The organism is Micromonospora haikouensis, assembly GCF_000876225.1.
Lineage (GTDB): Bacteria > Actinomycetota > Actinomycetes > Mycobacteriales > Micromonosporaceae > Micromonospora > Micromonospora haikouensis.
The window spans coordinates 230,587-250,261 of sequence record NZ_JXSX01000001.1 but is presented as its reverse complement, the minus strand read 5'-3'; the positions used below and the strand labels follow the sequence as shown (position 1 = coordinate 250,261).

Annotated in this window: 18 protein-coding genes and 1 pseudogene; 1 reads left to right on the top strand and 18 read right to left on the bottom strand. The window is 73.5% G+C overall.

Annotated features, from left to right (window positions below; all coding sequences use genetic code 11):
- Positions 1–22: 22 nt before the first annotated feature.
- The 13 genes and pseudogenes from TK50_RS01085 to TK50_RS01025 form a co-directional block, all read right to left on the bottom strand.
- Positions 23–913: a DUF5926 family protein gene (locus TK50_RS01085; RefSeq protein WP_043960908.1), complete on the bottom strand. Its 891-nt coding sequence runs from the start codon at positions 911–913 to the stop codon at positions 23–25.
- 72 nt (positions 914–985) lie between these two features.
- Entirely contained in the window at positions 986–1,402 is a 417-nt protein-coding gene (locus TK50_RS01080; RefSeq protein WP_199486040.1) for an ATP-binding protein, read from the bottom strand.
- A 112-nt stretch (positions 1,403–1,514) separates the two neighbouring features.
- Complete coding sequence (locus tag TK50_RS01075; RefSeq protein WP_043963603.1) at positions 1,515–2,969, bottom strand: sensor histidine kinase; 1,455 nt, start codon at positions 2,967–2,969, stop codon at positions 1,515–1,517.
- A 175-nt stretch (positions 2,970–3,144) separates the two neighbouring features.
- Positions 3,145–3,936 carry a glycerophosphodiester phosphodiesterase gene (locus TK50_RS01070; protein ID WP_043960906.1) on the bottom strand — a complete coding sequence of 264 codons (792 nt, stop codon included), beginning with the start codon at positions 3,934–3,936 and terminating at the stop codon, positions 3,145–3,147.
- Between the two features lie 18 nt (positions 3,937–3,954).
- Complete coding sequence (locus tag TK50_RS01065) at positions 3,955–4,290, bottom strand: rhodanese-like domain-containing protein (RefSeq protein WP_043963601.1); 336 nt, start codon at positions 4,288–4,290, stop codon at positions 3,955–3,957.
- A 148-nt stretch (positions 4,291–4,438) separates the two neighbouring features.
- Complete coding sequence (locus TK50_RS01060) at positions 4,439–5,317, bottom strand: LCP family protein (RefSeq protein ID WP_082106349.1); 879 nt, start codon at positions 5,315–5,317, stop codon at positions 4,439–4,441.
- 250 nt (positions 5,318–5,567) lie between these two features.
- Positions 5,568–6,794 (bottom strand): LCP family protein, encoded by a 1,227-nt coding sequence (locus tag TK50_RS01055; RefSeq protein ID WP_043960904.1) that lies wholly within the window; start codon positions 6,792–6,794, stop codon positions 5,568–5,570.
- A 244-nt stretch (positions 6,795–7,038) separates the two neighbouring features.
- Entirely contained in the window at positions 7,039–8,268 is a 1,230-nt protein-coding gene (locus TK50_RS01050) for an LCP family protein (protein ID WP_043960903.1), read from the bottom strand.
- Positions 8,269–8,345: 77 nt separating this feature from the next.
- Complete coding sequence (locus TK50_RS01045; protein ID WP_043960902.1) at positions 8,346–9,323, bottom strand: NAD-dependent epimerase/dehydratase family protein; 978 nt, start codon at positions 9,321–9,323, stop codon at positions 8,346–8,348.
- A 142-nt stretch (positions 9,324–9,465) separates the two neighbouring features.
- A complete protein-coding gene (locus TK50_RS01040) occupies positions 9,466–11,139 on the bottom strand; it encodes a solute symporter family protein (protein ID WP_043960901.1) in 1,674 nt (557 codons plus the stop codon).
- Positions 11,117–11,515, bottom strand: a complete 399-nt coding sequence (locus TK50_RS01035; protein WP_043960900.1) for a DUF485 domain-containing protein — start codon at positions 11,513–11,515, stop codon at positions 11,117–11,119. Before TK50_RS01035 ends, TK50_RS01040 begins: the two co-directional genes overlap by 23 nt.
- Before the next feature lie 161 nt (positions 11,516–11,676).
- Positions 11,677–12,237: pseudogene (locus tag TK50_RS01030) on the bottom strand (flavin reductase family protein); the annotation flags it as partial.
- Positions 12,238–12,552: 315 nt separating this feature from the next.
- Positions 12,553–13,047: an SRPBCC family protein gene (locus TK50_RS01025; RefSeq protein WP_043960898.1), complete on the bottom strand. Its 495-nt coding sequence runs from the start codon at positions 13,045–13,047 to the stop codon at positions 12,553–12,555.
- Positions 13,048–13,095: 48 nt separating this feature from the next.
- On the opposite strand from TK50_RS01025, the gene TK50_RS01020 reads away from it, so the two are divergent.
- On the top strand, positions 13,096–13,350 hold the full coding sequence (locus TK50_RS01020) for a hypothetical protein (RefSeq protein ID WP_043960895.1): 255 nt from the start codon (positions 13,096–13,098) through the stop codon (positions 13,348–13,350).
- Between the two features lie 7 nt (positions 13,351–13,357).
- Here the strand turns inward: TK50_RS01020 and TK50_RS01015 are convergent, their stop codons facing one another.
- The 5 genes from TK50_RS01015 to TK50_RS00995 all read right to left on the bottom strand — a co-directional run bounded on the left by TK50_RS01015 (position 13,358) and on the right by TK50_RS00995 (position 19,585).
- Positions 13,358–15,061, bottom strand: coding sequence for a hypothetical protein (locus TK50_RS01015; RefSeq protein ID WP_043963599.1), 1,704 nt, complete (start codon positions 15,059–15,061; stop codon positions 13,358–13,360).
- A 26-nt stretch (positions 15,062–15,087) separates the two neighbouring features.
- Complete coding sequence (locus tag TK50_RS01010) at positions 15,088–15,852, bottom strand: ABC transporter ATP-binding protein (protein WP_043960894.1); 765 nt, start codon at positions 15,850–15,852, stop codon at positions 15,088–15,090.
- A gap of 101 nt (positions 15,853–15,953) precedes the next feature.
- Positions 15,954–17,612 (bottom strand): sodium/solute symporter, encoded by a 1,659-nt coding sequence (locus tag TK50_RS01005; protein WP_043960893.1) that lies wholly within the window; start codon positions 17,610–17,612, stop codon positions 15,954–15,956.
- Position 17,613: 1 nt separating this feature from the next.
- Positions 17,614–17,964: a DUF485 domain-containing protein gene (locus TK50_RS01000; RefSeq protein WP_043963597.1), complete on the bottom strand. Its 351-nt coding sequence runs from the start codon at positions 17,962–17,964 to the stop codon at positions 17,614–17,616.
- 184 nt (positions 17,965–18,148) lie between these two features.
- Positions 18,149–19,585, bottom strand: a complete 1,437-nt coding sequence (locus TK50_RS00995) for a DUF4153 domain-containing protein (RefSeq protein WP_241773892.1) — start codon at positions 19,583–19,585, stop codon at positions 18,149–18,151.
- Positions 19,586–19,675: the final 90 nt, after the last annotated feature.

The window sequence follows — 19,675 nt, the reverse complement described above, 5'->3', positions numbered from 1 at the left end:
GGGGCCCTTCCTGACGCGCGGCTCAGCGCAGGGTGAGCTGCCGGCCGAGCAGGCCGTGCCGGGCGCGGCGGCCCGCCGCGTCCAGCGGCTCCTTCTCGGCGAGGGCCTCGGCGTAGCGCTCGGCGAACTCCCGCACCGGCTCCTCCCAGTCGGCCGCCGGGACGTCCTCGGGCAGGTCCCAGACCGGCACGAGGCGTCCGTGCGCGCGGAACATGCCGGCGAACTTCGTGCCCCCGGCGAGCGGCAGCGTGCCGGCGGCGCTCAGCCGCGCCAGGGCGTCCAGCGCGGCGTCCTCGTCGTCGGGGAGCACCCAGCGGACGTGCGCCTTCTCCGGCACCTGACACCAGTACGCCGCCCGCGCCGCCGCCAGCCGTACGGTCGGGTAGATGGCCGCGTTGGCCCGCTCCAGCGACGCCTGGACGGTCGGGTCGTCGGCCGCCCCCGGGTCGAGCCAGAACTCGAAGCCCTCGTGCATGCTGATCTCCAGCGGCCCGTCGACCAGGATGTCCTGGAGGCGGGGGCCGGGGCCGGGCAGCGGCGGCACGGTGACCGTCCGGCCCGGCTCGGTGCGCAGCGCGCAGAGCAGCGCCTCGGCCAGGTCCCGGGAGACGTCGCCGGACTGCTGGTGGCGCTGGAGCCCGACGAAGACCCGACCGTCCGCCTTGGTCATCGCCGGGGCGGCCATCGGCAGCACGGTGGCCAGGGTGACCGGGCGGTCGCCGTGCTCCTCGACCAGCTCGGGGACGAGCCGCAGCGGCGCGGACGCGGCGGGGACCAGCTCACGCAGGGCGATCCACTCCGGCTCGTCGGCCAGCCCCTCGAACGGTCGGGGCACGAAGACGTCCCGCACCTTCTCCCGCTTCCCGGTGGCGCTGACGTCGGCGGCCCGCTGGATCCTTCTACGCTTGCTCACGGCGAGACAGCCTAGAGCCCACGGCCCGCCGGGGTGGGGAGGACCCGCCCCGCACGGACGGCCCGGCGTGGCTCAGCCGGCGGCGACGAGATCGGTGCGGGGCGTGGCGGCGGGGTCGAACTCGGCCCACACGCACTGCCCGAGGCCGTCCCGGTCGACGCCCCACCGGCTGGCCAGGCCGGCGACGATGTGCAGGCCCCGGCCGTCGACCGCATCGGGGCTGGCGACCCGGACCAGCGGCCCGGCGGCGGCCCCGCCGTCGGTGACCCGGAGCTGGACGAACTGCCCGTCGGGGGTCCGGCGCAGCCGCCAGGCCACCCGGACCACCCCGCCGGGGAGCGCCTCGGCGTGCCGGACGGCGTTGCCGACCAGCTCGGCCAGGACCGCCACCAGGTCGGCCAGGAGCATCGACGGCACGACGTCGGCCAGCTCGTCGGCGAGCCGGTGCCGGGCCAGGCGCGCACCGGTCGGGTGGTGCGGCACCACCACGCACCACGACCTCTCGACCGGCTCTCCCGCCACCGTCGCTTCCTCTCGCCCCACCACACCCCGGCCGCGGAGACCTGCCTCGCAACCGTGGCCCCGGCCCCGCCGGCCGGGCTCACCCGCGTGGCAGCCGGACCTCTGCGACCGTACCGCCACCTTCCCTCGGCCGGAGGGACACCCAGCCGTTCTGCTGTTCAACGATCCGGCGGACGAGATAGAGGCCGAGACCCGCCCCCGGATATCCCCGGCGGTCGCCGGACTCGCCCTGCCAGAACCGGTCGAACGCCCGCTCGACGTGCTCCGGCCGGATGCCGATGCCCCGGTCGCTGACCCGCAACGACACGGTCCGCTCGTTGCCTCCGGCGGTGATCTCGATCGGGGTGTCGGGCGCCGAGTACTTGTCGGCGTTGGTCCCCAGCTCGGTCAGCACCGTCGTCAGCGACTGCCGGCTGCCGAGCGCCTTCGGCAGGCCCTCGGGCACGTCGAGGACGACCCGGCGGCGCAGGTCGGTGGGCAGGTCGGCTACGGCGGCCCGGAGCGCCTCGCCCAGGTCGAACGGGACGGACGGCTCGCCGGGCCGGCCCTCGGTGGCCGAGGTGAGCAGCCGGTCGACCAGCCGGGCCAGTTCGTTGGCCCGCTGCCCGATGACCCGGGCGGCCTGCCGCCGGTCGGCCTCGGTCAGGGAGTCCCAGTGCTCGGTGAGGGTGTCGGCGTACCCCTTGATGACGGTGACCGGCGTGCGCAGCTCGTGGCTGGTCACCGCGACGAAGAGGTCCCGGTCCTGGTCGCGGAGCTGCTGGTCGGTGATGTCCCGGAAGGTGACCACGCGCAGCGCCCCGGGGCCCGGCAGCTCGCCCGAGGTGATCTTGATCCAGCGGCCGTCGGGCAGCCGGTGGTCGAGGACCTGCCCGGACGGGGGGAGGGGGAACGGCAGGGCGCGGTTGAGCGACTCCGCGACCGACCGGCCGGTCACCTGGGCGGCGGCCGGGTTCCAGAGCCGGACGCGCCCGTCCCGGTCGACCACGGCGAGCCCGTCGGCCAGCGCCGCGACCACCGGGCCGTCGCCGTGCACCGGCAGCCCGCTCTGGTCGCTGTACATGTGGGCGATGCAGGAGGCGATGTACGCCACCACCTCGTGCTGCCCGGCGGCCGTCGAGTCGTCGTCGTCCGGGTAGAACGCGTGCAGGCTGCCGACGGTCAGCCCGCCGATCTCGGCGCGGGCGGCCACCATCCGACGCAGCCCCCGGTCGACCAGCTCGGCGCCGATCGGGCCGGGGATGCGGTCCACCCGGATGTCACGGACCCGCGGGCCGGAGAGCAGGCAGACGGTGGCCGGGTCGGTGGGCGACACGGGCCGGCCGACGGCCCACTCGGCACCCCCGGTCGCGGCGATCACCCGGCCGCCGGTGGGCGCGAACTCCACGAAGGCGGTGCTGGCCGCCCCGATCGCCGGCTGGACCACCTGGAGCAGCCGGGCGAGGACGGGCAGACCGGCTTCACCAGAGTTGATCATCTCGATAACCCTGCCATGGCCGGTTATCAGGGCGGCGAGGTCGGTACGCTCCGGCATGTCCCGAGTGTGCCGCGCCGACCCGCTCCCCGACACCCCCGCGCGGGCGGCCCCGGCACCCGCGCCGCCCGGCGAACCCGGCCTGACCAGCCAGCGGACGACGCCGCCCCGCCGGTTCACCGGCCCCGTCCGGTGCGGAGGCGACCTCGGCGGCGGACGATGCCGCCCGACCCGTTCACCGGCCCAGCCGGGCCAGCGCGTGCGCCGGCCGGTCGGTGATGATGCCGTCCACCCCGACGTCGAGCACCAGGTCCAGTTCGGCGGGCTCGTTGACGGTCCAGACGTACACCTGGTGGCCGGCGGCCCGCAGCGCGGGAACCAGGCGCGGCCGGGCCCGGACCAGCTCGACCCCCGGCCCGGCGATGCGGGTGCCGAACGGCAGCCGGCCGAGCCGCAGCCAGCGCGGCAGCACCTCCAGCAGGAGCACCGTGGGCAGCCCGGGGGCGAGGTCGCGGACGCGGCGCACGGCCAGCGGCGAGAAGGACATCACGGTGACCTGGACCAGGGCGTCCGGGTCCGGCTCGGCCAGGCCGTAGCGGCGCAGCAGGGCCACCAGCCGGCGCTCCACGTGCCCGCCGTACCGCGAGGGGTGCTTCGTCTCGATCAGCAGCCGCACCGGGCGGCCGGCGGCCAGCACCGCGTCGAGCAGCCGTTCGAGGGTGAGCAGCCGCGTGTGCGACTCGTCGGGCAACTCGTCGCCGTCGGGCGGCACGCAGCCCGGGTGCCAGGAGCCGAAGTCCAGCGCCTCCAGCTCCGCCAGCGTGCGGACGCTGACCAGGCCGGTGCCGTTGCTGGTGCGGTCCAGCCGCCGGTCGTGGACGCAGACCAGGTGCCCGTCGCGGGTCAGCCGGACGTCGCACTCCAGCCCGTCGACGCCCTCGTCGAGGGCCCGCAGGTACGCGGCGAGCGTGTGCTCCGGCAGGTCCGCCGAGGAGCCGCGGTGCGCGAAGACCAGGGGGTCACCCATGCCCGTCGCCCGTCGCTCTCAGATGACCTGGCCCGGCCCGCCGTCCCCGGCCACCACGGGTCGGCCGACGGCCGCCCACTGGCGCATTCCACCGTCGGCGTTGCGCACCTGGTCCCAGCCGTTGTTCCGCAGGTAGGCCACCACCTGCGCCGAGCGCCCGCCGGAGCGGCAGATGACCGCCACGTCGCGGTCGGTGGGCACCTCGGCCATCCGGGCGGGCAGCTCCATCATCGGCAGGTGGTGGGCGCCGGGGGCGTGCCCGGCGGCCCATTCGTCGTCCTCGCGGACGTCGAGCAGGTAGGTGTCGTCGGCGATCTCGGTCACGGGCACGGTGGGAACCTGGGGTCCGAACACGGTCACCAAGCCTAGAGCCTCGCCCGGCCGCCCGGTCGGGGGCGTGCGAATCCGGGCGGGTCGGGACGAATCCGCAGGTCAGCGGCGGGTGGGGAGGTGAAGGCGGGGGCGGCTCGGCGGCGGGTGGGAAGGCGAGGGTGGAGGCGGCTCAGAGACGGGTCACCCAGCGCGGGTTGGCCTGGACCCAGCCGGGCATCCGGGCGCCCCGGACCGCGTCGAAGAGGGCGCCGCCCCCGCCGTCGAGCACGACGTACGAGATGCCGTCGATGGTCTGCGGGTGGGACGGCACCTGGACGCCCGTCAGCGCGTCCGGGGGGAGGTCCCGGAGGGTGAGCAGCAGGTCCTCCAGGGGCACCCCGTTGGTGTCGACGGTCAGCGACGCGCCGACCGCCCGGATGAGCCGGTCGAGCCGCACCGGGTCGCGGCGCAGGTTCGTCTCGCCGGCCCGGTCCAGCATCGCCCGCAGGAGCTGCTGCTGGTGGCGCTGCCGGTCGTAGTCGCCGCCGGGCAGGTCGTAGCGCTGGCGGACGTAGTCCAGCGCCCGCGCGCCGTCCATCTGCTGGCAGCCGGGGCTGAACAGGGTCCCCGTGTGGATCGAGCGGACCTCGGTGTCGACGCACATGCGTACGCCGCCGAGGAGGTCGATCACCTGCCGCAGCCCGGCGAAGTCGATCAGGGCGGCCCCGTCGAAGCGCAGCCCGGTGAGCCGGGTGAGGGTGGCCGAGAGGAGTTGGACGCCGGCCTCGCCGCCGCCACCGTGCTCGTACGCCGCGTTGAGCTTGTCGCTGCCGCCCCCGTAGCCGTTTCCCCCGGGCGGGATGCTGACCAACAGGTCGCGGGGGAACGAGACCAGATAGGCGCTCTTCGTGTCGGCCGGCACGTGCACGACCAGGATGGTGTCGGAGCGCTGGTCGTCGCCGGCCGCGCCGGGCCGCCGGTCCGAGCCGACGAGAAGGTAGTTGAGCGCCCCGTCGAGGTCCGTCCGGTCGCGCCGGGCATCCGCGTCGAGCAGGTCCTCCCGGGTCACCGTGCGCTCGTACCGGTGGCCGAGGGCCCGGAGCCCGACCACCGCGCCGGCGGCCAGCAGCGCCAGGGCGAGGCCGGCCCCGAGCAGGATCCGGCTCCAGCGGGGTACGCCTCGACGGGCCGGTCCCCGCCGTCCCCGTCCGGTTTCCCCCGACCTGGCCGTGACGCCCCCCGTCGCCGCACGTGAATGGTTCTCACGTCAGGCTACGGGGGGCGTCGGGTCCGGCGGAGGGTTTCCCCTGATCAGGGTGCTACTTGCGGGTCGACAGCACGCTCGGATTGGCGTAGACGAACTCGGCGAGCTTGTCGTTCTTGATCGCCTGGAACATCTCCATGGTCTGCGGGCTCAGCGACTCCTTCGTCCCGCTGGCGTTCGCGTGGAACGTGCCGCCGTTGGTCCGCAGCGTGGTCAGGTCGTTGCCGGTGACCCCGCGCATCGTGTAGATGAAGTCGATGATCGGCACGCCGCCGGTGTCCAGGACGAACGCCTTGCCGGCCGCCTTGATCAGCCCGTTGAGCTTCACCGGGTTGGTCAGCGTGCCGTTCTCGGTCGCCTTCTTCGCCATCGCCTTGATCAGCTGCTGCTGGTTCTGCTGGCGGTCGTAGTCGCTGTTCGGCAGGCCGTAACGCTGCCGGGCGTAGTCGAGGGCGGCCCAGCCCTTCATGTCCCGGCAGCCCTTCTTGTGCACCACCGGGGTCATCGGCTTGCCGGTCTTCTTCGCGTCGGCGTTCCACATCGGCTTGCCGTCGACGTACGACATGTGGTGCGACTTCACCTCGTGGCTCACGCAGATCCGCACGGTGCCGAGGGCGTCGATGACGCCCTTGAAGCCGCCGAAGTTGATGATGGCCGCGCCGTCGAAGCTGATCCCCGTCATCTTCTTGATCGTCTGGGCCATCAGCTGCGCGCCGCCCTCCCAGCCGCCGCCGTTGCGGGCGCCCGCCTGGAACGCTGCATTGATCTTGTCGGTGCCGCCGCCGTAGCCGCTCTTCTTGAACGCCGGGATCTGCGCCTCGGTGTCGCGCGGAATGGAGATCAGGTACGCCTGGTCGTGCGAGGCGGGGATGTGCAGCACGATGATGGTGTCGGCCCGGACGTCGTCGGCGGCCCAGCGCTCGCGGGCGTCCACGCCCAGCAGCAGCATGTCGATCGGGCCGTCCAGGCTCGCCCCGCCCTCGGCGTCGGACTTGCCGGCGTCGCCGAGCAGGTTGCGCTGCGCGATGTTGCCGGTGGCCTGGCTGATGAACGCCTTGCTGCCGACGATGGCGATCCCGCTGGTCATCATGAGGATCGCGCCGAAGACGACGGTGAGGCGGGCCCACAGCGGGTCCTTGCGGCGCTTCTTGCGCTTACGGGCGGGGACGTCGGCGGGGGGTCGGCCGCCGCTGCGGGGTTGCGACGGGATGGCCGACGGAACCCGTGCGACCGCGCCGACGGGCTCCTGCGACGGAGGGCGACGGCTGGTATGAACCGGCATGCGTGCTCCAGCTCGCGTGATCGGGGGGCGGGACCACTGTACGTACCGCTTCCCGTCAAGGCGAGTTCGTCCCCCGGCTATTCGCAGTTATCTTGGTAGTTGCCTGCGGAATTCACCCGTTCGGTCAACAGGAATCAGCCGGTCGGCGGTAAGGCCCCCGGTGGAACGGGGTCCGGCCGCCGACCGGCGCTGATGTGTGTCGAAGTAACGACCACCCGAATCCGTCTCCGTTACCGGAAACTCGTCACCCCGAGCTGCCCTCCGGCGGGTTGGCCTTCACCCACTCGGCCATCTTGTCCGCCGTCATCGCCTGGTACATGGCCAGCGCCTTCTCCCGGTCCGAGACCACCACCGACTCGCCGTTGATCGTGTCGCTGCCCGAGTTCGGGCTGGTGACGAAGATCAGGTTCTCCCCGCGCAGGCTGCGGAACTGCAGCGCCATGTCGACCAGCGAGAAGCCCTGGTCCACGGTCACCGCGTCCGTCACCGACTGGAGGAACGCGTTGAGCTTCTTCGGGTTGGTCAGCGTGCCCGTGCTGGCCGCCTTGTCCATCAGGGCCTTGAGGAACTCCTGCTGGTGGCGCATCCGCGCGAAGTCGCCGTCGGGGAACTGCTTGCGCTGCCGGATCCAGTCCAGCGCCTCCGCGCCGTTCATGTGCATGGTGCCCTTGGTGAACTTGCGGAACGGCTTGTGGATCGAGGTGATCGACCGCTCCACCTTCAGGTCCACCCCGCCGAGCGCGTCGGTAACCTGCTTGAACCCGGCGAAGTCGATCGCCATCACGTTGTCGATGCGGACGTCGGTGAAGCACTCCACCGTCTTGACGGCCAGCGGCAGGCCGCCGAACGCGAACGCGGCGTTGATCTTCGCCCGCTGCCCCGAGGCGCAGTCCGCCTGGGCGTTCTCCGGGATCGGCACGTACAGGTCGCGGGGGATGGAGACCAGGTAGGCGGACTTGTGGTCGGCCGGGATGTGCATGACGATGATCGTGTCGGCCCGCCACTGGCTCTGCTGGTCCACCGGGGCGTCCGGGTCCCGCGAGTCGCTGCCGACCAGCAGGATGTTCAGCGCACCGTCCACCGCCTTCGGCGGTCGGCCGCCGGTCAGCTCCGAGAACGGGTCGGTGCGGGCCAGGTCCTGGTTGAGGTTGCGGGTGTAGAACCACGCCCCGGCCCCGCCGAGCAGCGCGAGGACGAGCACCGCCACGCCGGCCACCAGGCCGATCCGGCCCCACCTCGGGCGCGGCCCGCCTCCACCGGCCCGCCGGGGAGCGCCCGGTCCCCCGGGCCCGCCGGGGCCGTCCGACCCGCCGAAGCCGCCGCCCCGGGGCCGGTCGTCGTGGGTGGGATACCACTGGGCCCCGGGCACGCGGGCGCGCCCCGAGCCGCCCTGGCCGGGGCCGGGCACCGGGGCACGCCCCGCGCTGCGACGCAGGTGGGGGAACGGAACGCCGGCGGAAGCGGTCGCTGACATGTACCCGAGGGTACGTAGCCCCGTCGAGTGTCGCCCTCAATCGCAGGTCGGCCGGCGGGCCGCGGCGCGCCGACCGGCTACCCTAGCCGCTCGCGGAAGTGCTCGATCGTGCGTCGGAGGCCGTCTTCGGGCGCCACCGCCGGCTCGTATCCGAGCAGTTCACGGGCGAGGGTCAGGTCGGGGCGGCGCATCTCCGGGTCGTCGGCCGCCCGGGTGACGTACGTCACCTCGGAGGTGCTGCCGGAGAGTGACACGATCAACTCGGCCAGTTGCCGCATGGTCAGCTCGTGCTCGGTGCCGCAGTTGACCGGGCCGGTCTGCGTCGAGTCGAGCAGCAGCAGGATGCCGCGCACCAGGTCCTCGACGTAGCAGATCGACCGGGTCTGGTTGCCGGTGCCGTGCACGGTGATCGGCTCGCCGCGCAGCGCCTGCGAGATGAACGTCGGGATCGCCCGGCCGTCGTCCGGCCGCATCCGCGGGCCGTACGTGTTGAAGATCCGCACGATCGCGGCGTCCAGCCCCCGGTACCGGTGGTAGGCCATCGTGGCCGCCTCCGAGAACCGCTTCGCCTCGTCGTAGACGCTGCGCACGCCGATCGGGTTGACGTTGCCCCAGTACGTCTCGCGCTGCGGGTGCTCCTTCGGGTCCCCGTACGCCTCGGAGGTGGAGGCCATCAGGAACCGGGCGCCGTCGGCGACCGCGCGGTCCAGCAGGTGCAGGGTCGCCACCGACCCGACCCGGAGGATCTCCACTGGCAGGGTGGCGAAGTCGGTGGGGCTGGCCGGGGAGGCCATGTGCATGATCGCGTCGAACCGCTCGGCCAGGGCCGGGTGGTGGGTCGGCAGCCCGTCGGAGATGTCCGCCTCGACCAGCGTGAAGTTCGGCTTGTCGTGCAGGTGGGCCACGTTGTCCTTGGAACCGGTGACGAAATTGTCCAGCGCCACCACCGTGCAGCCGCGGGCGACGAGTGTGTCGACCAGGTGCGACGGCACGAAGCCGGCGCCGCCGGTGACGAGGACGCGGTGACCGGGACCGAAGCGCGGGGCAACCTTCATGCCGACCAGCCTATACAGGCACGAGATGGAAGGAAGGGCCCCCTGTTAACGCGAAACGTTGTACAGGGGGCCCCTTTTAACCAGCTCGGCCGGTGCGGGGCCGAGCGGGATCGGTACGCACCCGGGCCGGTGCGTACCGGCCTCAGTGCGCGCCGGCGCCGGTGAGGGAACGCACCTCCAGTTCGGCGTACTTCTCCTCGTCGCTCTCCTTGGAGATCATCGTGCCGATCCACCCGCACAGGAACCCGAACGGGATGGAGAGGATGCCCGGGTTGGACAGCGGGAACCAGTGCCAGTCGTGGTCCGGGAACATCGACGTCGGCGCCCCGGAGACCACCGGCGAGAAGAACACCAGCAGCACGGCGGCGAGCAGTCCGCCGTAGATCGCCCAGACCGCGCCGGAGGTGTTGAACCGCTTCCAGAACAGGCTGTAGAGGATCGCCGGCAGGTTTCCGGAGGCGGCCACCGCGAACGCGAGCGCCACCAGGAAGGCCACGTTCAGGCTCTGCGCGTAGATCGACAGGGCGATCGAGACCGCGCCGATGACCAGCGCCGAGACCCGGGCCACCCGGACCTCCTGGCGTTCCGACGCCTGCCCGTTCTTGATGACGTTGGCGTAGAAGTCGTGCGCCAGGCTGGACGACGAGGCGAGGGTGAGCCCGGCGACCACCGCCAGGATGGTGGCGAAGGCCACCGCCGCGATGATCGCCAGCATGGTCGCGCCGCCGAGGTCGCCGCCGAGGAAGTCAATGCCCAGCTTCTCGGCGAGCTGCGGCGCGGCCGTGTTGCCGGCCTTGTCCTGGGCGGTGATCGCCGGGCCGCCCACCAGGGCCGCCGCGCCGAAGCCGAGGGCCAGGGTGAGCAGGTAGAACGAGCCGATGATGCCGATCGCCCAGAGCACGCTCTTGCGGGCCGCCTTGGCGGTCGGCACGGTGTAGAAGCGGATCAGGATGTGCGGCAGGCCCGCCGTGCCGAGCACCAGCGCGATGCCGAGCGAGAGCAGGTCGACCTTGTTGTAGAAGGTCTGCGTCGCGTTCCCGGCCACCTCGACGCCGTAGCGCAGGCCGGGTTCGAGGAAGGCGCTGCCCTTGCCCGAGGAGGCGGCGGCGTCGCCGAGCAGCGACGACAGGTTGAACTTGTACTTCGCCAGCACCAGCAGGGTCATCACCAGCGCGCCGGTCATCAGCAGGAACGCCTTGACGATCTGGACGTACGTGGTGCCCTTCATGCCGCCCACGGTGACGTAGATGATCATCAGGGCGCCGACCATGATGATCGTGGCGACCTTCGCGGTGTCGGCGTCCATGCCGAGGAACGTGGTGCCCGGCTTGATGCCCAGCAGCAGTGCCACCAGCGCGCCCGCGCCGACCATCTGGGCCAGCAGATAGAAGATCGACACGGTGATGGTGGAGACCGCCGCCGCCGTGCGGACCGGCCGCTGGCGCATCCGGAACGCCAGCACGTCCGCCATCGTGTACCGGCCCGAGTTGCGCAGCAGTTCGGCGACGAGCAGCAGCGCCACCAGCCAGGCGACCAGGAAGCCGATCGAGTAGAGGAAGCCGTCGTAGCCGTAGAGGGCGATGATGCCGGCGATGCCGAGGAACGACGCGGCCGACATGTAGTCGCCGCCGATCGCCATGCCGTTCTGGAAGCCGGAGAAGGACCGGCCGCCCGCGTAGAAGTCGGTGGCGGTCTTGGTCTGCCGGCTGGCCCAGATGGTGATGGCCAGGGTCACCGCCACGAACACCAGGAACAGCGTGATGGTCAGGTTGCGGGCGGTGCCGCTGCCCGCCTCAGCCGCGAGGACCGTGTTCATGGGTCACCTCCCCCATCTCGGCGCGGATGCGGTCGGCGATCGGGTCGATCTTCCGGTCGGCGAACCGGGAGTAGAGCCAGGCGATCAGGAACGTCGAGACGAACTGGAGCAGGCCGAAGATCAGGGCGACGTTGATGTTGCTGCCGAACAGTCTCGTGCCCATGAAGTCCCGCGCGTACGCGGAGAGGATCACGTAGAGCGCGTACCAGAGGAAGAACGCGACGGTCATCGGGAAGATGAAGCCGCGCAGAGCGCGACGTAACCCGGCGAACTCGTCCGAACGCTGTACGGCGAGGTACCGGTCCGCCGTGGACGCGGCCGGGCCCGCCGTCTCCGGCTCGGCCGGTGCGTCCGGCGGGGGTGTGTCCGTGGACATCTGTGGATCACCACCTTCACAGGCGTAGGGGGTTTCGCGCACGGTAGGAACCGCGCGCCCCGCCCGGGAAGACGTGGATCGACGAGGGTCTCCACCTGCGCCGAGCGGTCGCCTGCCTGCGCCGAGTGACCCAGGTCACTCCGGTGACCGGTGGTGGCTGGTCAGGTCAGCTCGTGGTAACGACCCCGGTAGTGCAGCAGCGGGTCGCCCTCCCGCGTCAGGTCGATGCACTCGATGGTGGCCTCGACGAGCAGCGCCCAGCCGTACTCGCGGGCGGTGTCGAGCCGGCACCCGGCCCAGCCGGCGGCGTCGGCGGGGACCGGGCCGTACTCGGTCTCGGTCCAGGCGCCGGTGGCGAAGAGGCCGCCTGGCGACGGGAACAGCCCGGCGAACCGGTCGGCGAGCTGCCGGTGCGGCGGACCCAGCGGCGCGACGGCGAACCGCCCCGCCGCCTCGACCGCCGCCCACAGGTCCGACTCCGCGTCGATCAGGCCCAGCAGCCGGTCCGGCTCCCCCTCGGCGACCAGCGTGGAGGACACCGTCAGGCCGGCGGGGCCCGGCGCGGTCCACAGCGTGACCGGCGCGGCGAGCCGACCCCGCAGCCGCCGGGCCGGGGAGCGCTGTCCCGCTGGTACGGCGAACGGGTCGACGTGGTGGATCTCGGCACCCGGCTCTGGATTCACGTGAAACATTGTGACCCCACCCGGCCCCCGCCGGCCGCCGGTCGGAACCTTCCGCCGGGCCCGTGCTCAGGCCCGCCCGCCGCCGCACCGCGACGGTCGCAGCCCTTCCGCCCTCTCCGGCACCGCAACCCCCGTGAGCCCCCTTTGCTCTGCACCCGGATACGCATCGCTCACCGAGCGCAACCGATGGCCGCATGCCTCGGCTCCGTCGGCCCCGCACCCTCGCAGCTCAGGAGGGTGCTGCGCGGATGGGTGCAGAGCAAAGGGGAGGTGAGGGCGTGGAGGGTCGGGAGCGGGTGACCACGGAGAGCAACGAGACACGGTGACCCGGCGGCGCGGCGCGGGGCCGCGCGGTCACTCGTCGGAGCGCAGGGCGCGGCGGGCGGCGGCCAGCACCTCCGGGTCGGTGCAGCCAGCGGCGTACCCGGCGATCCGGCGGCGGATGTCCCGGCCGAGCAGCCAACTCCCGACCCGGTGCGCGACGGGGCGCAGGAACGCCGGCCGGCAGCGGAAGTGGTACCGCCAGGTGGCGACCGACGTGCCGGGCTCCGGGCCGGGGGCGAACCGCCACCCGCCCGCGAACATCTCGAAGAACCACGGGCCCCGGACCATCTTCATCCCGACGTGGCTCGGCGGCGCGAAGGAGACGTACTCGCTGACCATCGTCAGGCCGTGCCGGGAACGGGTGAAGGTGCGCACGCCCTTGCCCGGGCGCGTCGCCCCGTCGGTGAAGTGCTGCTCGCGGACGAACGGGTCCCAGCGGTACCGGGTCGGCGCGACGGTCTGCGACACCGCGAAGGCCAGTTCGGGCGGCACCGGCACGGTGATCACCGACTCGACGACAGGCATCGCCCCATTGTGCCGGCACGCGTGCGGGGGGCTCCTATCGTGCCGGGCATGAGTCCCGTGACGCCGCAGCAGCTCGCCCAGACCCGCGTCGTGGCCGCCGACGCCGTGCTCCGCAACGAGGTGGACTTCCGGGGCTATCCCCACCGCCACCTCGCCATCGCCGCCCGCCCGCGACTCAGCAGCAGCGGCGTCACCCAGCTCCTGGAGGCCGTCGAATACCTCGCCCACTACGGGTGGGAACTGGTCAACGTCAGCTCCTCCAGCAACAGCGGCCTGTTCTACGCGTTCCTGCGCCGCCGCTGAACCGCGTTCAGCGGCGCGGGGTCACGGCCGTCAGCAGCTCGGGGGCCCGCCGGTCCAGCACGTCACCGGCCAGGTACGCGCCGAGCAGCGCCGCGCCCAGCCCGTACGCCAGCCCCAGGGGCGGGGCCAGCCAGAGCCAGGCGTCGCCGAGCAGCGCCGCGGCGACCACCATCGGCACGCTCGCCACCGCCGTGCCCAGCATCGACAGCAGGGTGAGGAAGCTCTTCGCGACCCCGGCCCCGCTGTTCATCGCGAACGGGTTGCTCGTCTCCGGCAGCGAGTACGCCCCCAGCACCGAGACGAAGGCGCTGATCGCCAGCCCCGCACCGTACGTGGCGAGGAGGCTGCCCGCCATCACGCCCAGCCACGCCGGCCGACCCAGCAGCACCCCCAGGACCACCGTGACGACGGCGAGCATCGGCAGGACGTACACCGAGAAGGCGGCCATCCGGGCCCGCAGCTCCAGCCGGCCGGGGACCCCGGCGACCACGTTCGCCGCGTACGCGCTGCCGTCGAAGCCGAACTGGTTGGCCAGGGTCACCGAGGCGAGCAGGCCGACGAAGACCATCGAGATGCTGACCAGCACCGGGGACGAGTCGGGGGCGGCGAACTCCATGCCCTCCCCGGTGGAGAAGCTCGCCCCGCCGAAGTTGACCATCACCGGCACGAAGATGCCGACCACGGCGATCGTGATCAGGTTGGCCCGCCGCCGGGCGTCCCGCCACCAGTAGCGGCACTCCCGGGCCACCAGCGCGCCGAACCGGTCCCGCCGCGCCCAGCCGACCGCCTTCGGAAAGAGCTGCCCGACCGCGCCGGAAACGGCCCCCGCCGCGCCGCCGCGCGCCCTGATCCGGCCGTGGCTGGTTGCCCCGACCATGGCCGACTCCAGCGACCGGGACCACCACCACAGCAGCGCGCCGATCGTGAGCGCGGTGATCAGCAGCTTCACCGGCACGGCCCAGGCCCGCCCCTCGGCCACGTCGATGCCGACCGTCCACGGCGCGCCGAACGGGGTCCAGCCGACCACCCGGGCCACCCCGGTCAGCCGGTCCCAGTCGGCCTGCTGCACGGCGGCCAGCACCGCGATCTGCAACGGGCCGAGCAGCGCGGCGAGCACCGCCAGCAGCACGGCCGCCAGGTCGCGTACCCGACGGGAGCGCAACATGGTCGCGAACGCGCTGGTCATCGCCCGGCTGGCCGCGACGCAGAGCAGCAGCCCGGCGACCACCCCGACGGCCGCAACGAGCGCCGCCGCCGCGCCGCCGAGCAGGCCCGAGGTGAGCACCAGCCCGCCGGTCGCGATCAGCGCCGCCACCGCCGGCACGCTGACCAGCGCGGCGGCGAACAGCCCGGTGACCAGGGTGCGCCGGGACAGCGGCAGCAGGGCGAACCGGGCCGGGTCGAGCGTCTCGTCCACCCCGAAGAAGACCAGCGGCAGCAGCAGCCAGCCGAGCACCAGCAGGCCGCCGCCGAACGCGGCGGCCATCAGCGCGTACGTCGGCTCGTCGGCCAGCCCGGGGGCGGCCAGCAGGAAGAAACCGGTGGCGGCGAACCAGAGCCCGGCGATCATCCCGCCCACGAACATGGCGATGCGCCAGCCCTGGCCCCGGAAGTTGTTGCCCATCACCCGCAGCTTCAGCCGGACGAAGTGCCGGGCCGAGACGGGGCGGACCCGCTCGGCCGGCTGGCCGCCCGGCCCGGTCACCGCCATGGTCGCGCCCCGCTGGCCCGCGCTGGTCACCGGGACAGCCACGCCAGCTCCTCGCCCGTCGCTGTGCGCCCGCCGACCACCTCGACGAACACGTCCTCCAGCGAGCGGTCGCCGCGCACCTCGTCGAGCGTGCCGACCCGCTTGATCGTCCCCTCGGCGAGGATCGCGACGTGCGAGCAGAGCCGCTCGACGACCTCCATGACGTGGCTGGAGAAGATGACCGTCCCGCCGCCGACGACGTACCGGTGCAGGATGTCCCGGATCAGGGCCGCCGACACCGGGTCGACCGCCTCGAAGGGCTCGTCGAGCACCAGCAGCCGGGGCCCGTGCAGCAGCGCGCAGGCCAGGCCGATCTTCTTCTTCATGCCCGCCGAGTAGTCCACGACCAGCGTCCGGCCGGCGTCGCCGAGGGCGAGCACGTCGAGCAGCTCCGCCGCGCGCTGGTCGACCACCGTCGGGTCCATGCCGCGCAACAGACCGTGGTACGCCAGCAGCTCCGCCCCGCTGAGCCGGTCGAACAGCCGTACGCCGTCGGGCATCACGCCGAGGAGCTGCTTCGCCCCGACCGGGTCGGTCCACACGTCGTGCCCGAGCACCCAGGCGCCCCCCGCGTCGGGGCGCAGCAGCCCGACCGCCATGGACAGGGTGGTGGTCTTGCCGGCCCCGTTCGGGCCGAGCAGCCCGTAGAACGAACCGGCCGGCACGTCGAGGTCGACGCCGGCCACCGCCACCTTGCCGTCGAACCGCTTGGCGAGGCCACGCAGCACGAGCGCGGGGTGCTCATCAGTCATGTACCGACCGTATCCGGCGCTGGCCAGCGACCGCTCCCGCCCAGGGACGACCTGCGCCTCCTCCCCGAGGGTGAGAAGGGAACCCCTCCCTACCGGATGCGTCAAGAAGGGGCCCTTCCTTCGGCGCGGAGCGCCTCGGGGGAGTGCAGGCGCAGCATGGTGCCGGCCACGTCGGCCGGCAGCCGCCGCCGGGACGCCACCGACACCGCGATCATCACCGTGAACGCGAGCGGCACCGTCCACGCCGCCGGCTGCGCGGTGAGCGTGGCCGGCCAGCCGGACAGCGGCGGGCCGAGCACCGTGACCAGCACCGCCCCGATCGCCGCCCCGCCGCCGGCCAGCACCCCGGCGGCGGCCCCCACGTCGGTCAGCCCTCGCCACCAGATGCCGAGCACCAGCAGCGGGCAGAAGCTCGACGCGGCGACGGCGAAGGCCAGCCCGACCACCTGGGAGACGTCCAGCCCCGACACGTTCAGCGCGAGTGCCGCCGGCACCCCGCCGGCGATGACCGTGGCCAGCCGGAAGCCGCGCACCGAGCCGCGCCCCAGCACGTCCGTGGAGATCACCCCGGCGACGCTGGTGAGCAGCCCGGACGACGTCGACAGGAACGCGGCGAACGCCCCGGCGGCGACGAGCGCGGCGAGCAGCCGGCCGGTCAGGCCGTCGCCGAGCGCCGCGCCGGGCAGCAGCACCACCACCGCGTCGGTCTGCCCGGTCACCAGCAACTGCGGGGTGTAGATGCGGCCGAGCACCCCGTAGAGGGTGGGCAGCAGGTAGAACACGCCGACCAGGGCCAGCACCACCAGCGTGGTGCGCCGGGCCGCCGCCCCGTCGGGGTTGGTGTAGAACCGCACCAGCACGTGCGGCAGCCCCATGGTGCCCAGGAACGTGGCCAGGATCAGCGAGTACGTGGCGAACAGCCCCCGGTCGTCGTCCCCGGCGGCGCTGGGCAGCAGCCAGTCCGCGGCGTCGGTGGCCGTGCCGGAGACCTGCGGCACCGGGTCGCCGGCGGCGAAGTCGAGCCGGTCGCCGGGGCGTACCTCGCGGATGTCGCCGTCGGGGAGGGTGAGGGTCGCGCGGTGCTCGACCACGACGGTGGTCGCGGTCCGGAACGTCGGCCCGTCGGGCGGGGTCACCGCCGGGCGGGCGTCGGCCTGCCACTGCAACACCAGGAAGATCGCGGGTACGGCGAGCGCGGTCAGCTTCAGCCAGTACTGGAACGCCTGGACGAAGGTGATGGCCCGCATCCCGCCCAGCGCCACGTTCGCGGTGACCACCACCGCCACCACGAGCGCACCGACCGGGTACGCCGCCCCGGTCAGCGTGGCGAGGGTCAGCCCGGCCCCCTGGAGCTGCGGCACGAGGTACAGCCAGCCGATGAAGATCACGAACGCGGTGGCGAGCGTACGCAGCCGCCGCGACCCGAGCCGCACCTCGCAGAAGTCCGGCAGGGTGAACGCCCCGGAGCGGCGCAACGGCGCGGCCACGAACAGCAGCAGGGCCAGGTAGCCGGCGGCGAAGCCGACGGGGTACCAGAGCACGTCCACGCCGTACTTGAGGATCAGCCCAGCCACGCCCAGGAAGCTCGCCGCCGACAGGTACTCCCCGCCGATCGCGGCGGCGTTCCAGGTCGGGCTGACCGAGCGGGAGGCGACCAGGAAGTCGGAGGTGGTCCGGGCCAGCCGCAGCCCGTAGAAGCCGATCCCGACCGTGACCAGGGTGACCGCGACGATCGCGGGGACGACGTACCCGTTGCCCATCTCAGCGCTCCGGCCGCTGGACCAGGTCGGTGAAGTCCTGCTCGTTGCGCTCGGCGAGCCACACGTACGCCCAGCCGACGGCGATGAGGAACGGGAAGGAGACCAGCCCCAGCAGCAGCCAGGGCAGGTTGATCCCGAACACGGTGACCCGCCCCACGGAGGGCGCGATGGCGAACAGCCAGGGCAGGCCGCCCAGGCCGATCAGCACCACCAGGCTCAGCCGCAGCGCCAGGGCGAGCTGGGCCCGCACCAGGCCCCGGACCAGCGCCTCGCCGACCCGGGTCTGCTGGGCCAGCTCGGCGCGGGCCCGGTCGGCGTCGGGTTCGCGGCGGGACACCTCGGCCAGCACGATCCGGGTCCGGCCGGGCGCGGTCGGCGCTGCGCCTGTCGCCTGGCCCGGGGTGCCGCCCGGCGTCTCGTCCCGGGCCGGTGCCCGGGGTGCCGGTGCGGGGTCGTCGGGTGCGGCCACCCCGGCAGTCTGGCCCGATCGGTGGGAATGTCAAGACCGGTGTGGCCGCTGGGCGTATCGCCCCGGCTCACCGGGTTCCGCAGTCGACGGCCGGCGCGCCGATCGGTCCCGCCGCGAGCAGGTCGCGGGCGGTCGCCCGACCCAGGTTGGCCGTCCAGGCACCGTCGGCCGGCAACGTGCCGGCGAGGTCCCGCAGCGCGCAGGAGCGCAGCGGCTCGGGCAGCCGGGCCAGCGCCGGCACCGCGTCGGCCGACAGCCCCGACAGGTACGACACGTCGATCCGGCCGGTCTGCCGGTGCCGGTCGACGTTGCGTTCGGCGATCAGCCGGTCTGGGTTCACCGCGGCCAGCCCGAGCAGGGCGAGCACCGCCGTGCCCACCACCAGCACGGGCAGCCGGCCCGCCCGCAGCAGCAGCACGGCCACCCCGACCAGCACGAACAGGGCCCCGAGCCACAGCTCGACGGCGGCCACCACCAGGCGCAGCCGGGTCGCCCCGTACGCGTCGGCGTAGACCTGCATCCGATACAGCGCCGAGGCGACGACGACCAGGCTGAGCGCGGTGAGCGTGCCGAGCAGGACCCGGACGAGGACCCGGTCGGCGCGGGTGGCGCGGGGCGCCCAGCGGGCCGCTCCGGCGATCACCAGCAGGGTCAGCGCGGAGACCGCGAGCAGCTGCCAGAACCCGCCGCGGGCGTACTGGGCGTAGCTGAGGCCGGCGGTGCGCAGCACGTGCGCGGAGCCGCCGAACAGCACGGCGAGCTGCACCAGCACGAACGCGGCGAACAGCGCGTCGAGCAGGGCCAGCGGCACGGCCCACTCCAGCCGGCGCACGGACCGGGCCGGGGCGACCCGCAGCCTGTCCAGGTCGGCCGGCGCGATCACCAGGTACGCCGCGCCGAGCAGCCCGCCACCGACCAGGGCGACGCGGAACAGCCAACCGACCGCCCCGCCGACGCCGACCTCGGGCAGCGCGCCGGTGAGCAGGTCCGCGAAGACCGCGTCGGCGGAGGCGAGCAGCAGGCCGAAGACGAGGAGCAGTCCCACCGTGGCGGCGCCGGTGGCGAGCGCGCGCCGCAGCGTCGAGGCGGCCGGGCCGACGCGGCGTGCACCCCGTACCGCCCAGGGCAACGCCCGGAACGGGGCGGCCGGGGTCAGCGCGACGGCGGCCAGCATGCCGAGCGGCGTCCGGGCGCCCACCACGGCGAGCGCTCCGGTGACCACGGCGGCGAGCAGGCAGAGCGCGAAGAGCCAGCCGGCGGCCCGGACGTACCCGACCGAGACGAGGGCGATCGTCGCGGCGGCCCAGACCAGCCGGGCGGCCCGCCCCGGCGCCCCCGTGGCGTCGGGACGGGCCACCCCCGCTGCGACCCCGCCGGCCGGGGCGGGCGTGGTGCGGGCCGCCGTTACCAGGGCGGCCGTGGCGACGAGCGTGGCGAGCGGCCAACCGAGGCCGGGGCGGTCGAGCGGGACGACCGTCGCCGCGACGACGGCGGCACCGGCCACCGCGCCGAGTACGACGGGCCGAGCACCGTCTGTCGCCCGCGACGCCTTCAGATCTTGGTACGAATGCGCCCTCATGGGGGCCGTTTCGTA

Bases quoted from the DNA above. Each gene is read 5' to 3' on its own strand.
- TK50_RS01020 (WP_043960895.1), top strand. From the start codon at position 13,096: ATGAGTCCCGTGACGCCGCAGCAGCTCGCCCAGACCCGCGTCGTGGCC.
- TK50_RS01045 (WP_043960902.1), bottom strand. From the start codon at position 9,323: ATGAAGGTTGCCCCGCGCTTCGGTCCCGGTCACCGCGTCCTCGTCACC.
- TK50_RS01035 (WP_043960900.1), bottom strand. From the start codon at position 11,515: ATGTCCACGGACACACCCCCGCCGGACGCACCGGCCGAGCCGGAGACG.
- TK50_RS01055 (WP_043960904.1), bottom strand. From the start codon at position 6,794: ATGCCGGTTCATACCAGCCGTCGCCCTCCGTCGCAGGAGCCCGTCGGC.
- TK50_RS01025 (WP_043960898.1), bottom strand. From the start codon at position 13,047: ATGCCTGTCGTCGAGTCGGTGATCACCGTGCCGGTGCCGCCCGAACTG.
- TK50_RS01040 (WP_043960901.1), bottom strand. From the start codon at position 11,139: ATGAACACGGTCCTCGCGGCTGAGGCGGGCAGCGGCACCGCCCGCAAC.
- TK50_RS01075 (WP_043963603.1), bottom strand. From the start codon at position 2,969: ATGCCGGAGCGTACCGACCTCGCCGCCCTGATAACCGGCCATGGCAGG.
- TK50_RS01015 (WP_043963599.1), bottom strand. From the start codon at position 15,061: ATGGCGGTGACCGGGCCGGGCGGCCAGCCGGCCGAGCGGGTCCGCCCC.
- TK50_RS01050 (WP_043960903.1), bottom strand. From the start codon at position 8,268: ATGTCAGCGACCGCTTCCGCCGGCGTTCCGTTCCCCCACCTGCGTCGC.
- TK50_RS01010 (WP_043960894.1), bottom strand. From the start codon at position 15,852: ATGACTGATGAGCACCCCGCGCTCGTGCTGCGTGGCCTCGCCAAGCGG.
- TK50_RS01070 (WP_043960906.1), bottom strand. From the start codon at position 3,936: ATGGGTGACCCCCTGGTCTTCGCGCACCGCGGCTCCTCGGCGGACCTG.
- TK50_RS01005 (WP_043960893.1), bottom strand. From the start codon at position 17,612: ATGGGCAACGGGTACGTCGTCCCCGCGATCGTCGCGGTCACCCTGGTC.